We start from the raw sequence: 16,248 nt of genomic DNA on the forward strand, positions 1-16,248 counted from the left end.
GGGTGCGTTCAGGCGGTCGTCGGCCGGTGGGCCCGCGGGCCCGTGGGTTCGGGCGGTCGTCGGCCGGTGGGCCCGTGGGGTCAGGCGGTCATCGGCCGGTCGTACGGGCCCACCGGCGCCGGCAGCCGTGTGCTGCCGCCCGACAGGTGGCGGTCGACGGCCGCCGCCACCGCACGCCCCTCGGCGATCGCCCACACGATCAGTGACTGCCCGCGTGCGGCGTCTCCGGCCGCGAAGACCCCCGGCACGTTGGTCGCGAAGCCCTGGTCGCGGGCGATCGTGCCACGGGGATCCAGTGTCAGTCCCAGCCCCTCGACGAGCCCGTCCTCCCGGTCGGGCCCGGAGAACCCGAGGGCGAGGAGAATCAGGTCGGCGGGGAGCGACCGTTCGGTGCCGGGCAGCGGTCGGCGTCCGGAGTCCACCCCGACCAGGTGCAGGGATCGGACGTGCCCCTCCGCGTCACCGGTGAAGCGGAGGGTGGACGCGGCGAACAGGCGCGCGTCCGCGTCCGCCGCCGGCGCGGACCGCAGGTCACGCGCCTCCTCGTGCGCGGCCGACAGCCGGTACAGCCTCGGATACGTCGGCCAGGGCTCGGCCGTCTCGTCCCGCTCGGTGCCCGGCTGGGCGTAGATGTCCAACTGGGTCACGGACGCGGCTCGTTCCCGCACCGCGGTTCCGAGGCAGTCGGCGCCCGTGTCGCCGCCGCCGACGATGACGACGTGCTTCCCGGCGGCGGACAGCGGGGAGCTCTCCAGATCGCCCTCGCACACCCGGTTGGCCAGCGGGAGATACTCCATCGCCTGGTGGACACCGGCCAGCTCCCGGCCCGGCACGGCCAGTTCGCGCCACGCGGTCGCCCCGGTGGCGATCACCACCGCGTCGTAGCGGGCGCGCAGCTCGGCGGCGGTCACGTCCCGCCCGACCGTCGTCGACGTGCGGAACTTCGTCCCCTCGGCCCGCATCTGGTCGATGCGCCGCTCCAGATGGTGCTTCTCCATCTTGAACTCGGGGATGCCGTACCGCATCAGCCCGCCGATCCGGTCCTCCCGCTCGTAGACGGCGACGGTGTGCCCGGCCCGGGTCAGCTGCTGCGCCGCCGCGAGTCCGGTCGGGCCCGATCCGATCACCGCCACCGTCCTCCCGGACAGCCGGTCCGGCGGGCGCGGCGGCGTGAAGCCCTCCTCCCATGCCTTGTCGGCGATCGCGCACTCGACGTTCTTGATGGTGACGGCCGGCTGGTTGATGGCGAGCACACAGCCCGCCTCGCACGGTGCCGGGCACAGCCGGCCGGTGAACTCGGGGAAGTTGTTCGTGGCGTGCAGCCGGTCGCTCGCCGCCCGCCAGTCCGACCGGGCGACCAGGTCGTTCCACTCCGGGATCAGATTGCCGAGCGGGCAGGCCTCGTGACAGAAGGGAACGCCGCAGTCCATGCAGCGGTCGGCCTGCTCGCCGACGATCGGCAGCAGCGCGCCCGGGACGTACACCTCGTTCCAGTCCCGGACCCGCTCCCCGGCCGGCCTGCGGGGCCACTCCTCGCGGGGCGTGGTCAGGAAACCCTTGGGATCGGCCATGGCCGTCTTCCTTGCGTGCGGGGACAGGCCGTGCGCCGTCGGGCGGCGCTGGTGCGGCCCACGATACGTCCCGCCGGTCCCGTGCGCAGGGCGCCGACGAGCCCTCGCCCCGGCGTCGTCCCCCGGTGCCGCCGCGAGCCCCGGCGCGGCTCCGGGCCCTCAGACGAGGGCCAGCACGTACGCCACCGCCGCCGCGGCCGACGCGCCCGTACGGACGTGGTTCCACGCCGTCCACCCGCGCACGTAACCGGGCCATTGGACCGCCGCCTGCGCGGTGCCCGGCTCCAGCCGGAGCAGTGCGGCGTTGCGCGGCACATTGGCGGCCGCGGTCACCCCGAACGACCCGAACAGGTACAGCGCGCTGCCCAGCAGCAGCTCGACCGCGGCGTCCTCGGGCCACAGCACGAACGTCGTCACGGCGATCACCGCTGCCAGCACCGCCGTCCCGAGGAACACGAGCATGAAGGGCGGCTTCACCGCGGCCGTGTTGATGGCGTTCATCGCGGCGACCCCCTGGGCGGGCGGCAGCGCGGCGAGCCCCCGCATGACGAAGGTCGAGAAGGCACAGAAGACACCGGCCGTCAGACCGGTCCCGAGCACACCCAGCACGGTCAGCACGAAGTACGGTCCATCGCTCATGTCGTGTCAGCTCCCACCCGTCGAGTCGGTGCCCGCTCGGCACCACCGGCCGTCGGTCACCCCGAGTCAACCTCCGCACGGGCACGGTGACCATGGTCGAGCGGCGCGGGCGCATACGCGAGCGTCCACGCGGGCGGATCTGCGACTGACGCATCATGGACGGGTGCGACTGGAAGCGATCACCTGGGACAGGCTCGGCGACCTGCTCGCCGAGCGCCTGCTCGACCTGGCACCCGCCGACGGCAGCGCCTGGCCGCGCGTCGCCTTCGACGGCGCCCCGGCCGCCCGGCCCGGCGACCTCGCGAAGCGGGTCTCCGAGGCGCTGCGCGTCCGCGGCCGCCCCTCCCTCGTCGTGGGAACGGAAGGCTTCCTGCGCCCCGCCTCCCTCCGCCTGGAGTACGGACGGCAGGACACCGAGGCCTACTACAACGGCTGGCACGACACCGGCGCCCTGTGGCGCGAGGTCTTCGACCCGCTCGGGCCCGACGGCGACGGGCGCGTCCTGCCCGACCTGTGGGATCCGGCCGCCGACCGCGCCACCCGCAGCCCCTACGTCCAGCTGCCACCGGGCGGCGCGCTGCTGCTGCACGGTCCCTTCCTGCTGCGTCACTGGTTCCCCCTCGATCTGAGCGTCCACCTCGTCCTCAGCCCCGGCGCCCTGCGCCGCCGCACCCCCGAGACCGAGCACTGGACCCTGCCCGCCTTCGAACGCTACGAGGAGGAGGCCGACCCGTCCGGTACCGCCGACGTCCTGGTGCGCGCCGACGACCCGAGGCATCCCGCGTGGAACGGCTGACACGCCGGGTGGACGGCCGGTGCACGCGACACGCCCGCCGCACACGTGTGCGGGAACGTCGTCACAGCCATCCGTTGCGCCGAAAGCCCCGGTGCAGCGCCAGGCAGGCGACGGCTATCACGCCTACGACCAGGCCGTAGCCGTACCGCCAGCGCAGCTCCGGCATGTGGTCGAAGTTCATGCCGTACACCCCGCAGACCATTGTGGGCACGGCGACGATCGCGGCCCAGGCGGTGATCTTCCGCATGTCCTCGTTCTGCGCGACCGTCACGCGGGCGAGATGCGCCTGGAGGATGGAGTTGAGCAGTTCGTCGAATGCCGCGATCTGCTCCGTGGCCCGGAGCAGGTGGTCGGCGACATCCCGGAAGTAGGCCTGTATCTCCGGCTCGACCACTCGGAACGGTCGCGTGGCCAGTTCCTCCAGCGGTCGGCCGAGCGGCACCACGGCCCGCCTCAGTTCGAGGAGTTCCCGCTTGAGCTGGTAGATCCGCCCGGGGTCGACCCGCGCGCCGTGCTCCGCGAACACCTCCGTCTCGACATGGTCGATGTCCTCCTGCACCGCCTCGATGACGGTCAGGAAGTCGTCCACCACGTGGTCCGCGATCGCGTGCAGCACCGCCGACGGCCCCTTGGCGAGCTGTGCGGGATCGGCCTCCAGCCCTTCGCGCAGCGGCCCGAGCGAGCCGTGCCGCCCGTGCCGAACGGTGATCACGAAGTCCCGGCCGACGAACACCATGATCTCGCCGGTGCTCACCACCTCGCTCGTGGCCGTGAGTTCCTCGTGCTCCACGTAGCAGACCGTCTTGAACACGGCGAAGAGCGTGTCCCCGTACCGCTCGACCTTCGGCCGCTGGTGGGCCTCGATGGCGTCCTCGACCGCCAGCGGGTGCAGGTCGAAGAGGTCCGCGACACCCGCGAACTCCTCGTCCGTCGGCTCGTGCAGGCCCAGCCAGACGAAACCGGCTCCGTGCCCCCGCATCCGCTCCACGGCGACGACCGGATCGCCCCCGTCGGGGGTGCGGACCCCGTCCCGGTAGGTCACGCAGTTCACCACCGAGGAACCCAGGGGAGAGCGGGCCGGGTGGCTCAGGTCCACCCGCGGGCGTCGCCGGGCCAGCCGCGCCACCTTGCGGAGGCCGCCCACCGTGCCCAGACTCGTGACCTTCCGTAGGTTCCCTGCCATCGACATCCGGATCTCCTCGCGTGGGTCCCCTCGCGCCGTGCTTCCCGCGCAACGGTGTGTCAGTCTGCCAGGTCGGCCCGATCGGTGAACGTGCCTGTGGGAACAGAGCGTTCCACTTTGTTCCCGCCTGTGGACAGAGCGTTCGCACCCGGGCGCGGCCTCGCATTCCGTCGGTCCCCGGAGCCGGTCGCACCGGAGCGCAGACCAGATCCGGGCTGGCCGCACGGCGGTGCCTGCTTCCCGGTCGTCCGACCCGCCTGACCCGCCCGCGTCGCCCTGGAGTCCGCGACGGTCCGGCAGGCCCGCGGCGAGCCGACCGAGGCCGGGGTCGTCAAGCAGAGGGTGCGGAGGGGCCTCCGACGATCGCGGCGTGGGGGCGGCGGGCGCAGCGGCGTGGCGCACGGCCGGTCGCGAGGGCCCGAGGAGCGTGCCGCCAGCCCGCGGTCCGTGCGGAGGTCAGCCCTCCGGCGGTCAGCACACTGGTCCGTGCGGAGGTCAGCCCACCGGCCGTCACCCGTCGGCCGTCAGCCGACCGCCCGTGGGGGGCCTCCCGCCCACCCGTTCGACCGCCCTCGCTCCCGCTCTGCACCCCTCGGCCGCCGCCGCCTCGGGCCCGGCGCCCGCGATCAGCGCGGCGAGGAACGCGCCGGTGAAGGCGTCGCCGGCGCCCGTACTGTCCCGGGGCGACGCCGGGGCGGCGGGGACACGCGCGCACACGGTGCCCGACCGGGCCACCAGAGCCCCGTCCGCGCCCTGCTTGGCGACCACCAGCGGGACGTGCCGGCTCAGCTTCGCCGCCGCGTCCGCGGCGTCGGGCAGTCCGGTGAGCAGACACGCCTCGCCCCGGCTGGGCAGCAGGACGTCCACCCCGTCGACCAGGTCCAGGAAACGGTCGACGCCCAGCTCCGTCAGGAACCCCGCGGACGCCGGATCCAGGCTGGCCGGTACTCCACGCACGCGTGCCGCGGCGAGTGCCACGGTCAGCAGCGCGCGGCTCGTTCCCGAGAACAGGAGGTAACCCGACAGATGCAGCCGTGCGACGCCGTCGAGCAGCGAGTCCGACCAGTCACCGGGACCGAGCCGCAGCGACGCCCCGCTGTCCGTCAGGAACGTCCGCTCGGCGGAGTCGCCCGTGTCGACCAGGCAGATCACCGTCCCCGTCGGCGCCGCCGCGTCGACGACCAGGACGGGGCGCACACCCCGGGCGACCAGTTCCCGCTCGTGCCAGACCGCCGCGTCCGCGCCCACCCGTCCCAGCAGCCGTACGTCCCGGCACCCCGCGTAAGCGGCCCAGCAGGCCACGTTCGCGCCCGCCCCGCCCGGCAGCCGCCGGATCGAGGCGGCCGTGTCCGTGCCGAGGGCCAGCGGTCCCCGGTGCCGGGCGACAACGTCCGTGACGACGTCCCCGACCACCAGCAGCGCGCCGCCCGGCTCCTGGCTCACGCCGCGGCCCAGGCCGCCGCGACACGTGCCGCCAGCCGCACGTTCCCGCGCACCGCCGCCAGGTTGGCGCTCAGTGAGGCGCCGTCGGTGTGCCGTACCAGGTGGCCGAGCAGGAAGGGGGTGACCGCCTGACCCGTGATCCCCGCCTCCCGGCACGCGCGCAGCGCGTCCGCGAGCACCCGCGCGTGCAGCCCGGGATCGAGCTGCTCGTCCTCGGGCACGGGATTGGCGACGACGAGCGCGGACTGCGGCCCGCCCAGCGAGTCCTGCGCCCGCATGGCCGCCGCCACCTGCTCCGGGGTGTCGAGCGTCCAGTCCACCGGATGCCCGGAGTCGGACAGGTAGAAGCCGGGGAAGCGGTCCGTGCCGTAACCGGCCACCGCGACGCCCAGCGTCTCCAGCCGTTGCAGGGTCGCCGGCACGTCCAGGATGGACTTCACGCCCGCGCAGACCACCGTGATGCGGGTGCGAGCCAGCAGGCCCAGGTCGGCCGACTCGTCCTGCGTCACCGTCCACTCCCGGTGCACGCCGCCGAGTCCGCCGGTCGCGAAGACCCGTACGCCCGCCAGGGACGCCAGCAGGGCGGTCGCCGAGACGGTGGTCGCCCCGCTCGCGCCGGAGGCGACCGCGAGCGCCAGGTCACGGTGTCCCAGCTTGCGGATACCGTTCTCGTTCGCGACCCGCTCCAGCTGCTCCTGGCCCAGACCGACGTGAGGCCGGCCGTCCAGCACGGCGATCGTCGCCGGTATCGCGCCCTCCCGCCGTACCGCCTCTTCCAGCTCCCGCGCGACCAGCAGATTGCGCGGACGGGGCAACCCGTGCGCGATGATCGTGGACTCCAGCGCCACCACCGGGCGGCGCGCGTCGAGCGCGGCCCGTACCTCTTCCGACACCACCAGCATCACGCGTCCGCCTCCTGTCCGTCGGCTCTCCCTCATCTCTGGCGGGAGGAGGACCGGGGCAAACCACCGGGAGCCCGGTCGGGGCCCCTTGCGGCGCCCGGGGGCGGAACACGAGCCTGGAACCCATGACGGACAACACGACACGCCTCGACCACGTCGTCCTCTGGGTGCGGGACCCGGTCGCCGCAGCCGGCTTCTACGAGAGGATCCTCGGGACGGAGCCCCTGCGGGTCACGGAGTACACCGCGGGCACCGTGGGCTTCCCCTCCGTGCGCCTCAACGACGAGACCATCCTCGACCTCGCGCCCCACGGCTTCGCGGAGCACATGCGAGTGGTCCCCGGCGCCGACGACAGCGCGGGCCATCCCGTCAACCACATCTGCCTGTCCCTGTCCCCGCACGACTTCGACGCACTGCGCGCGCGGCTGGAAGAACGGTCGATTCCGGTCTCGGACCTCTCGTACGGCTCCTACGGCGCCCGCGGCCCGGCCAGGCGCAGCTTCTACTTCGGCGACCCCGACGGCAACATCATCGAGGCCCGGCACTACGAGTAGCCACCGCCGCCCCTGAGCGGCGGCCACCTCAGAACAGCGGCTCCGGCAGTACGCCCTCCAGTGCGAGCAGCTGCCGCTTGGTGTCCACGCCGCCCCCGAAACCGCCGATGCCGCCGTCGCGTTCGACGACCCGGTGGCAGGGCACCACGACAGGCAGCGGATTGGCGCCCATCGCCACGCCCACCGCCTGGGCGGCGCCCGGCTGGCCCACCCGGCCGGCGAGGTCGCCGTAGCCGACGACCGAGCCGTAGGGGACACCGGACGCCAGCTCCCGCAGCACCTCCCGGTTGAAGCCCGAGATCAGCGACCAGTCCAGCGGCAGGTCGAAATCGTGACGCCTGCCCGCGAAGTACGCCTCCATCTGCCGTATCGCCTCGGCCAGCAGCGGGGAGCCGGGCGCCTCGACAGGCTCCGTGCCCAGGCGGGCCGCGAGCCGCTCGAGCGCTCGGTCGCGTGTGGCGTCGGTGGCGTGGAACACCACGTTGACCAGCCCGTCGCCGGTGGCGGCCAGCAGCAGCGGACCGATGCCGGTGCCGATGACGGTCCACACGACCCGCTGTTCGTCCTGCCCATGGCTGTCCATGCGCCCACGGTACGGCCGGCCACTGACAACACCCGGGGCAGGGGCGGACGGGACCGGCCCCGGCCCCGGGTGCGGTGGGATCACCGGACGGCTGAGTCCGCCATCTCGCGCACGGCGTCCCGCACGACGTCGGGCCGGTTGGAGATGACACCGTCGACGCCGTACGCGGCGACCCGCCGGGCGGTGTCCGCGTCGTCGACGGTCCAGGTCGAGACCTCCATACGCCGGCCGTGCGGCCCTGTGAACGCGTGGACCGAGGCGACGTAGCCCCTGGTGAGGGAGCCGTACGACGGATTGATCTGATCGGTGAACTTCGCGTACGCGGGCAGGTCCGCCACGGACGGTGTGCCCAGGAAGCCGGTCTTGACGGCCGGCTTGAGCTCATGGACGGTTCGGATGCTGTCCGCACTGAAGCTCTGCACGATCAGCCGGCCGGCCACATGCGGCCGGTCGAGCCAGCCCTCGTTGGCGAGGACCTTGAGCGTCTCCCGCTCGATGCCCGGGTAGAGCTGGGGGTTCTTCAGCTCCAGGAGCAGCTTCTGATGGTTGTGCTCCACCCGGTCGACGTACTGCTTCAGCGTCGGCACGCGCGCGCCCGCGTACTCGGATCCGAACCAGCTGCCCGCGTCCAGCCGCGCGATCTCCGCGGCGGTGAAGTCCTTCACCTTCCAGGGCGCCCGGTCGGGGAAGACCTCCTCCACGTCGGTCGTGCGCCGCAGGTTGTCGTCGTGGAGGACGACGAGTTCGCCGTCCCTGGTGCGCTGGACGTCGTTCTCCACCCAGCGGATCCCCAGCTCGGCCGCCTTGTCGACGGCGGCCAGCGTGTTCTCCGGCGCGTACCCGGAAGCGCCCCTGTGGGCGATGACCGAGGGCTCGGCGGCGTCACCGCCGAGGTCGGCCCGGGCGTGGGAAAGGGGGGCCAGCAGGGCGACCCCCAGGAGCGCGGTGGTCGTGACGGCAACTGCGCGCGCGTGCATGCGTACTCCTCGCGTCGAACGATCACAGACAGCACCACTGTGACACCAGAGCGTCAACTGAAGGGGGGTGCAGAATGGCCACAGGCTGAATGGAGTTGCTCAACTCCGCTCACCGGGGCCGCACACCTGGGGCAAACCCGTGATTCTTTGCCGGAGAATCGTTCGACCATTCCGGTGGGAGTCATACTCTCTGCCTCGCCCCCGACCGTTCGCACGGTCCCGGGCAGGAGTGCGCATCAGGGAAATCCGGGACGTGAACCGGGCGTAAGTAAGCGGAAGGGCAGCCGCACATGCAAGGCACGGTCGACGGATTCAGCTACGGCCTCGTCACACCGCTGGTGGCCTACCTCATGGCCTGCCTGGGGGGTGCCCTCGGGCTGCGCTGCACCACCAGGGCCCTGCTGGTCACCCAGTCCTGGCGCCCCGGGTGGCTCGCCCTGGGCTCGGCGGCGATCGGCTCCGGCATCTGGACCATGCACTTCATCGCCATGATGGGGTTCACGATCGAACACACGCCGATCCGGTACGACTGGCTGATGACGTTCGCGAGCCTGGCCGTCGCCGTCGTCATGGTGGGCGTGGGGATCTTCATCGTCGGCTACCGGGGCGTGCGGGGCACGGCTCTGTTCACCGGCGGCACCATCACCGGGCTGGGCATCGCCTCGATGCACTACCTGGGCATGGCCGGCATGCGCCTTGACGGGCAGTTGACGTACAACACGTTCACCGTGGGCGTGTCCGTCGTCATAGCCATGGCCGCCGCCACCGCCGCCCTGTGGGCGGCGGGGCAGGTCCGGGGCTTCCTGTGGAGCGTGGGCGCCAGCCTGGTGATGGGGCTGGCCGTCAGCGGCATGCACTACACGGGCATGGCCGCCCTGGAGGTCCACCTCCACGGCACCACCGATCCCGCCTCCGGCGGGTCGCCCGCCGAACTGCTGGCCCCCATGCTGATCGGTCCCCTCGCCTTCCTCGTCCTCGCCGGCGTCGTGGTGCTGTTCGACCCCCTGATGGTCATGGGAAAGCCCGCCGTGGCCCCCGCCGACCGGAAGCCGGGCATCCCCGCCCGCAGTCAGGCCCCGCGCCCGGTCCGCCACCCGCCGCACCACCGTCCGCACCGCACGCGCCGTCCCCTCGATCGCCGGCGGTCCCGCACCCCGCAGAACCGCTGATCCGGACCCGTTGTCAGTGCGGGGTCGTACCGTGGAACGCATGCGGCCCGTTTCCCACATCGAACGTACGGTGGCGCCCTTCGAGGTCGTCAGCCCCTACCAGCCCAACGGCGACCAGCCGACGGCCATCGCCGAGCTCGCCCGGCGTGTCGAAGCAGGTGAGAAGGACGTCGTCCTGCTCGGTGCCACCGGTACCGGCAAGTCCGCCACCACGGCGTGGATGATCGAGAAGCTCCAGCGCCCCACCCTCGTCATGGCGCCGAACAAGACCCTGGCCGCCCAGCTGGCGAACGAGTTCCGCGAACTGCTGCCGAACAACGCCGTCGAGTACTTCGTCTCGTACTACGACTACTACCAGCCCGAGGCCTACGTCCCGCAGTCGGACACCTACATCGAGAAGGACTCCTCGATCAACGAGGAGGTGGAGCGACTGCGTCACTCCGCGACCAACTCACTGCTCACCCGCCGTGACGTGGTCGTGGTCGCCTCCGTCTCCTGCATCTACGGCCTCGGCACCCCGCAGGAGTACGTGGACCGCATGGTCCCGCTCCGGGTCGGCGACGAGCACGACCGGGACGAGCTGCTGCGCCGTTTCGTCGACATCCAGTACACGCGCAACGACACGGCCTTCGCCCGCGGCACCTTCCGGGTGCGCGGCGACACCATCGAGATCTTCCCGGTCTACGAGGAGCTCGCCGTCCGCATCGAGATGTTCGGTGACGAGATCGAGGCCCTGTCCACGCTCCACCCGGTCACCGGGGAGATCATCAGCGACGACCAGCAGCTCTACGTCTTCCCGGCGTCCCACTACGTGGCGGGCCCCGAGCGCCTGGAGCGGGCCGTCAACGACATCGAGAAGGAGCTGGCGGAGCGCCTGGCCGAGCTGGAGAAGCAGGGCAAGCTCCTGGAGGCCCAGCGACTGCGGATGCGCACGACGTACGACCTCGAGATGCTCCGCCAGATCGGCTCCTGCTCCGGCGTCGAGAACTACTCGATGCACTTCGACGGCCGCCGGCCCGGCTCCCCGCCGAACACCCTGCTGGACTACTTCCCGGACGACTTCCTGCTCGTCATCGACGAGTCGCATGTCACCGTGCCGCAGATCGGCGCCATGTACGAGGGCGACGCCTCCCGCAAGCGGACCCTGGTCGACCACGGCTTCCGGCTGCCCTCCGCGCTCGACAACCGCCCGCTGAAATGGGAGGAGTTCCAAAAGCGCATCGGACAGACCGTGTATCTGTCGGCGACCCCGGGCGCCTACGAGCTCTCCCGCTCGGACGGTGCCGTCGAGCAGATCATCCGCCCCACCGGTCTCGTCGACCCGGAGGTCGTCGTCAAACCCACCGAGGGCCAGATCGACGACCTGGTGCACGAGATCCGCAAGCGGACCGAGAAGGACGAGCGCGTCCTGGTCACCACGCTCACCAAGAAGATGGCCGAGGACCTCACCGACTACTTCCTGGAGCTCGGCATCCAGGTCCGCTATCTGCACAGCGACGTCGACACCCTGCGCCGCGTCGAGCTGCTGCGTGAACTGCGGGCCGGCGAGTACGACGTCCTGGTCGGCATCAACCTGCTCAGGGAGGGACTCGACCTGCCCGAGGTCTCCCTGGTGGCGATCCTCGACGCCGACAAGGAGGGCTTCCTGCGCTCCGGCACCTCCCTGATCCAGACCATCGGCCGCGCGGCGCGCAACGTGTCCGGCCAGGTCCACATGTACGCCGACAAGATCACGCCGGCGATGGAGAAGGCCATCGACGAGACCAACCGCCGCCGCGAGAAGCAGGTCGCCTTCAACAAGGCGAACGGCATCGACCCGCAGCCGCTCCGCAAGAAGATCAACGACATCGTCGCCCAGATCGCCCGCGAGGACGTCGACACCGAGCAGCTGCTCGGCTCGGGCTACCGCCAGAGCAAGGACGGCAAGGGCGCCAAGGCCCCCGTGCCCGCCCTCGGCGGCCAGGCGACGCCCGGCGCCAAGGCGGCCAAGGCCAAGGGCAGGGGCAAGGAGACGGCGCCGACCGACCGTCCCGCGGCGGAGCTCGCCGAACAGATCGAGGATCTCACTGCCCGCATGCGCGCGGCCGCCGCGGACCTTCAGTTCGAGATCGCGGCCCGGCTGCGTGACGAGGTCTCCGAGATGAAGAAGGAACTGCGCCAGATGAAGGAGGCCGGTCTGGCCTGATGGCCCGCACCGGCACGCGCTGTGTTGCAAGACCGACACAAAGCGCGGACCGGGGTGGGGCACTGTCGGTGCCCCTGCGTAGGGTTCTGGTCAACCGCGGGCGCCGCGGCAACAGGGGACAGCTCGAGAGGGGATCAGCGCGTGACCGTCAACATGACCAAGGGTCAGGCCATCAGTCTGCAGAAGAACGACGGCGGCAGCCTGACGTCGGTGCGCATGGGTCTCGGCTGGCAGGCGGCTCCCCGGCGCGGGCTGTTCGGCTCGCGCACCCGGGAGATCGACCTGGACGCCTCCGCCGTCCTCTTCGCGGACAAGCAGCCGGTCGACGTCGTCTTCTTCCGCCACCTGGTGAGCGACGACGGCTCGGTGCGCCACACCGGGGACAACCTGGTCGGCGGTGTCGGCCAGGGCGGCGACGACGAGGCGATCCTCGTCGACCTGCAGCGCGTCCCGGTCCACATCGACCAGATCGTCTTCACCGTGAACTCCTTCACGGGCCAGACCTTCCAGGAAGTGCAGAACGCGTTCTGCCGTCTGGTCGACGAGACCAACGGCCAGGAACTCGCCCGCTACACGCTGGCCGGTGGCGGCGCCTACACGGCCCAGATCATGGCGAAGGTGCACCGGGTGGGCCAGGGCTGGTCGATGACGGCCCTCGGCTCCCCGGCCAACGGCCGCACCTTCCAGGACCTGATGCCGGCGATCCTGCCCGTCCTGTAGCCGGCCGACGCCGGCCGGCCGGTCCCGTGGGCGGGACGGGTGAGCGGCGCAGGACACCTCACGAGTGCGCACGAGTGACACAGGGGGAAAGGCGATGACGGCCGAGCTGACGCGGGGACAGAACCACCCGCTTCCCCGGGCGCGTCTCGAGATCCGGGTCTCGGCCGGCACGCCGATCGTGGCGGGAGCCACGTTCGGCGACGAGAACGGCAGGGTCCACGGCGTCGAATGGGTGGCCCACCCCGGCGCACCGACCCTGCCGGGTCTGGAGGTCTCCCGGCAGGCCGCCGCCGACCATCGCCTCGCGGTGGACCTGGGCGCCGTGCCGGACGCCGTGCACCGCGTCAGTGTGCTGCTCGCCCTGCCCACCGGTGGGACGGGCCCCGCGCGCTTCGGCGCCGTCGCCGCCCCCTTCGTCGCCGTCACGGGTCTCGACGGCGACGAGATCGCCAGCTACACCATCACCGGTCTGGAGGACGAGACCGCCGTCGTCGCGCTGGAGCTCTACCGACGGCAGGGCGCCTGGAAGGTGCGCGCCGTCGGCCAGGGTTACGCGGCGGGCCTCGCCGCGCTCCTCGGTGACCAGGAGCTGCCCCAGGCCCACCGGCTCGCCGAGGACATCCAGGAGGCGGTGGCCCGCGGCCTGACCCGCTCCGTGCCGACGCCTCCGGCCCGGACGGCCGAGGGCGACCGCTCCCCGCAGGCCGCCGCTCCGGCGCACGGTCCGGACCCCGGTGCGGCCGCGCCCCAGGGCGCCACCGGCCCCGTACCGCCGGCGTCCCCGTACGACGCCGAGGCCGGGCCCGGTCCGCAGGCGTCCGCCGTTCCCGGGCAGTACGGATCGCCGCCGTACCCGGGCGGACCGGCGGGCTCCTCCGCCGACCGGTCGTCCGCACCCGGTGGCGGCGGCCCGATCGACTACAGCCACCCGCGCCGGCAGAGCGCGGCCCCGCCGCCCCCACCGGCCGCGCCCCCCGCCGAACCCGGGCAGCCTGCGCGGCCCGTCGCGGGCGACGCCACCGGCTGGTCCATGGAGGAGCGGCTCTACAACCAGGTGTGGGGCATGTTCGAGGACCTCGCTCGCACCGCTGCCGCGTATCGCAGCGCCGTCGACTTCGCCGACTCGCGCATGGAGAAGGAGCTCGACCAGGTCCTGTCCGACCCGCGCAGCCGGATCGGCGGACAGGGCGACGCCGCGCGGGAGGCGGCACGCGCCCGGCACGGTCAGCTGGTCTCCCAGGCCAGGGAGGTCCTGGACCGGGACGTCGCCCAGCTGGCCGCCGAGGCCGAGGTCGTCGAGCCCGCCCTGCCGGCGGCCTACGCCCGCTGGGACACCCCCGTCTGGCACGCCTACCGCGTACCCATGGAGATCCCCATGGCCGTGCGGCTGGGCGACCTGCACCTGTCCGAGGCCGACCGCATACGCATCCCGATGCTCGTCCGACTGCCGCTGGAGCGCGGCCTGTGGATCGACAGCGGACGTGCCGGCTCGCTCGACGGCTCCTTCACCGATTCCCACGAGATGCGGCGCCTGGGGCTGGAGACGGCGGTCGCGCACGCGGCCCGGCTGCTCGCCGTCCATCCGGCGGGCGCGTTCACCGTGCACGTCATCGACCCGGCCGAATCGGGTTCACAGGCACTGGCACCCTTGGTGCGGACCGGGGTGCTCGCCGCCCCGCCCGCCGTGGGTGCCGCCGGGACGGCGGACGTGCTCGCCCGCCTCACCCAGCGCGTCGACCTGGTGCAGATGGCGTTGCGCGCAGGCGCGGCCGACGCCCTCCCGCCCGGGCTCGACCCGTCCCAGCAGCTCCTGATCGTCAACGACTTCCCGCACGGCTTCGACGACCGGGCGGTGAACCAGCTGCGCTACCTCGCCGACGAGGGACCGGCCGTCGGCGTCCACCTGATGATGGTCGCCGACCGCGAGGAGTCCGCCGGGTACGGGCCCCTGCTCGACCCGCTGTGGCGCTCCTTGCTGCGTCTGACGCCGGTGGCCGACGATCACCTCGCCGACCCGTGGGTCGGGCACGCCTGGACCTACGAGCCCCCGCTCGTGCCGCCCGGCAGCCAGGTCCTCGAACAGGTACTCACCCAGGTCGCGGCGGCCCGCCGCTCGTGGGACAGGTGACCCGAGCCGCCCCCGAACACGCCTCCACCAAGCCTTCGTAAAGCGCTGTGACCAAGCATTTTGGTCCTTCTTTTACTTAGCTCTTTACCTTTCCTTGGTGATTGGGTACTGTTTTCCCCACGGAGGGGAGTACTCCCTGCCAATTGCGGCGTACCCGTCAATACGGATCAGGCCAGATCCCGGGGCGCCGGCCCGCGGGTTCCGGACGCGTCACGCGTCCCGGACGCCCGGGGTGGAAGAGACCTCCGGCAGCGACGACGCTGACATCTGCCGTGTGACGTACTGCCGGAGGCGTAGTGGAAGTTTCCGTGACCCTGTGGGTCCTGACCGTCGTGGGCCTCGCCGCCCTCATCGCCGTCGATTTCTTCATCGGCCGCAAGCCGCACGATGTATCGATCAAGGAAGCCGGGATCTGGACGGTCGTCTGGATCGCCTTGGCGGGCCTCTTCGGGCTCGGACTGCTCGTCTTCGGCGGGGGCCAGCCCGCCGGTGAGTTCTTCGCGGGCTTCATCACCGAGAAGTCCCTCAGCGTGGACAATCTCTTCGTCTTCGTTCTGATCATGGCGAAGTTCGCGGTGCCCTCGCAGTACCAGCAGCGCGTGCTCCTCGTCGGTGTCCTCATAGCCCTGGTCCTCAGGGCCATCTTCATCGCCGCGGGTGCCGCGATCCTCGCCAGCTTCGCGTGGGTCTTCTACCTCTTCGGTGCCTTCCTGATCTGGACGGCCTGGAAGCTCATCCAGGAGGCCCGGGCCGACGAGGAGGACGAGGAGTTCGAGGAGAACAAGGTCCTCAAGGCCGCCGAGCGTCGCTTCGGCGTCGCCGACCGGTACCACGGCACCAAGCTGTGGATCGAGGAGAACGGCAAGCGCGTCATGACCCCGATGCTGGTCGTGATGCTCGCGATCGGCACCACCGACGTACTGTTCGCGCTCGACTCCATCCCGGCGATCTTCGGCCTGACCCAGGACCCGTACATCGTGTTCACGGCCAACGCGTTCGCCCTGATGGGGCTGCGTCAGCTGTACTTCCTCATCGGCGGTCTGCTGAAGAAGCTGGTCCACCTCTCCTACGGCCTGTCGGTCATCCTGGGCTTCATCGGCGTCAAGCTGGTGCTGCACGCCCTGCACGAGTCCGGGGTCCACGTCCCCGAGATCAGCATCCCGGTCTCGCTCGGCGTGATCTGCTCCGTCCTGGTCGTCACCACACTCACCAGCCTCCGGGCCTCCAAGAAGCAGGCCGAGGCGGAGGCCGCGAAGGCCGGGAGCGGCGACACCCCCAAGGACAGCGTCGAGGCCTGACCGCGTACGACCCGGTCTCCGGCCGGGCGAGGGAGACCGCAGGGGAGCGGCGAGTGGCGTGAGCCGCCCGCCGCTCCCCTGCCCCCTGCCCCCTGCCCCC

The 16,248-nt window shown here is 71.9% G+C and carries 14 protein-coding genes; 7 read left to right on the plus strand and 7 right to left on the minus strand.

All coding sequences use genetic code 11. The features are described 5' to 3' along the window. Positions 1 to 80: 80 nt before the first annotated feature. Positions 81 to 1,571 carry a glutamate synthase subunit beta gene (locus tag KUM32_RS04845; protein WP_217140526.1) on the minus strand — a complete coding sequence of 497 codons (1,491 nt, stop codon included), beginning with the start codon at positions 1,569 to 1,571 and terminating at the stop codon, positions 81 to 83. Between the two features lie 159 nt (positions 1,572 to 1,730). Next, complete coding sequence (locus KUM32_RS04850) at positions 1,731 to 2,210, minus strand: DUF1772 domain-containing protein (protein ID WP_217140527.1); 480 nt, start codon at positions 2,208 to 2,210, stop codon at positions 1,731 to 1,733. 163 nt (positions 2,211 to 2,373) lie between these two features. Here KUM32_RS04850 and KUM32_RS04855 point away from each other — a divergent pair, with 163 nt between their 5' ends. Then, positions 2,374 to 3,006: a uridine kinase gene (locus KUM32_RS04855; RefSeq protein WP_217140528.1), complete on the plus strand. Its 633-nt coding sequence runs from the start codon at positions 2,374 to 2,376 to the stop codon at positions 3,004 to 3,006. A gap of 61 nt (positions 3,007 to 3,067) precedes the next feature. On the opposite strand, the gene KUM32_RS04860 is transcribed toward KUM32_RS04855, so the two are convergent. The 3 genes from KUM32_RS04860 to KUM32_RS04870 form a co-directional block, all read right to left on the minus strand. Beyond that, positions 3,068 to 4,195 carry a magnesium and cobalt transport protein CorA gene (locus tag KUM32_RS04860; RefSeq protein ID WP_217140529.1) on the minus strand — a complete coding sequence of 376 codons (1,128 nt, stop codon included), beginning with the start codon at positions 4,193 to 4,195 and terminating at the stop codon, positions 3,068 to 3,070. Positions 4,196 to 4,699: 504 nt separating this feature from the next. Beyond that, positions 4,700 to 5,632 carry a PfkB family carbohydrate kinase gene (locus tag KUM32_RS04865; RefSeq protein WP_217140530.1) on the minus strand — a complete coding sequence of 311 codons (933 nt, stop codon included), beginning with the start codon at positions 5,630 to 5,632 and terminating at the stop codon, positions 4,700 to 4,702. Continuing rightward, positions 5,629 to 6,537 carry a pseudouridine-5'-phosphate glycosidase gene (locus KUM32_RS04870; RefSeq protein WP_217140531.1) on the minus strand — a complete coding sequence of 303 codons (909 nt, stop codon included), beginning with the start codon at positions 6,535 to 6,537 and terminating at the stop codon, positions 5,629 to 5,631. The genes KUM32_RS04865 and KUM32_RS04870 overlap by 4 nt, the downstream gene beginning before the upstream one ends. Positions 6,538 to 6,659: 122 nt before the next feature. On the opposite strand from KUM32_RS04870, the gene KUM32_RS04875 reads away from it, so the two are divergent. Beyond that, positions 6,660 to 7,088: a VOC family protein gene (locus KUM32_RS04875; protein ID WP_217140532.1), complete on the plus strand. Its 429-nt coding sequence runs from the start codon at positions 6,660 to 6,662 to the stop codon at positions 7,086 to 7,088. 28 nt (positions 7,089 to 7,116) lie between these two features. On the opposite strand, the gene KUM32_RS04880 is transcribed toward KUM32_RS04875, so the two are convergent. Further along, entirely contained in the window at positions 7,117 to 7,671 is a 555-nt protein-coding gene (locus KUM32_RS04880) for a methylated-DNA--[protein]-cysteine S-methyltransferase (RefSeq protein WP_217140533.1), read from the minus strand. A gap of 80 nt (positions 7,672 to 7,751) precedes the next feature. Next, positions 7,752 to 8,648, minus strand: coding sequence for a glycerophosphodiester phosphodiesterase family protein (locus tag KUM32_RS04885; protein WP_217140534.1), 897 nt, complete (start codon positions 8,646 to 8,648; stop codon positions 7,752 to 7,754). A 290-nt stretch (positions 8,649 to 8,938) separates the two neighbouring features. On the opposite strand from KUM32_RS04885, the gene KUM32_RS04890 reads away from it, so the two are divergent. The 5 genes from KUM32_RS04890 to KUM32_RS04910 all read left to right on the plus strand — a co-directional run bounded on the left by KUM32_RS04890 (position 8,939) and on the right by KUM32_RS04910 (position 16,148). Then, positions 8,939 to 9,817 (plus strand): MHYT domain-containing protein, encoded by an 879-nt coding sequence (locus KUM32_RS04890; protein ID WP_217140535.1) that lies wholly within the window; start codon positions 8,939 to 8,941, stop codon positions 9,815 to 9,817. Positions 9,818 to 9,857: 40 nt separating this feature from the next. After that, positions 9,858 to 12,002, plus strand: coding sequence for an excinuclease ABC subunit UvrB (gene uvrB, locus KUM32_RS04895; RefSeq protein WP_217140536.1), 2,145 nt, complete (start codon positions 9,858 to 9,860; stop codon positions 12,000 to 12,002). Positions 12,003 to 12,143: 141 nt separating this feature from the next. Beyond that, entirely contained in the window at positions 12,144 to 12,722 is a 579-nt protein-coding gene (locus KUM32_RS04900) for a TerD family protein (RefSeq protein WP_217140537.1), read from the plus strand. A 94-nt stretch (positions 12,723 to 12,816) separates the two neighbouring features. Then, positions 12,817 to 14,850, plus strand: a complete 2,034-nt coding sequence (locus tag KUM32_RS45200) for a TerD family protein (RefSeq protein WP_217140538.1) — start codon at positions 12,817 to 12,819, stop codon at positions 14,848 to 14,850. A gap of 296 nt (positions 14,851 to 15,146) precedes the next feature. Further along, positions 15,147 to 16,148, plus strand: coding sequence for a TerC/Alx family metal homeostasis membrane protein (locus tag KUM32_RS04910; RefSeq protein WP_217140539.1), 1,002 nt, complete (start codon positions 15,147 to 15,149; stop codon positions 16,146 to 16,148). The last annotated feature ends 100 nt before the right edge of the window (positions 16,149 to 16,248 follow it).

The organism is Streptomyces sp. AC627_RSS907 (assembly GCF_019049165.1).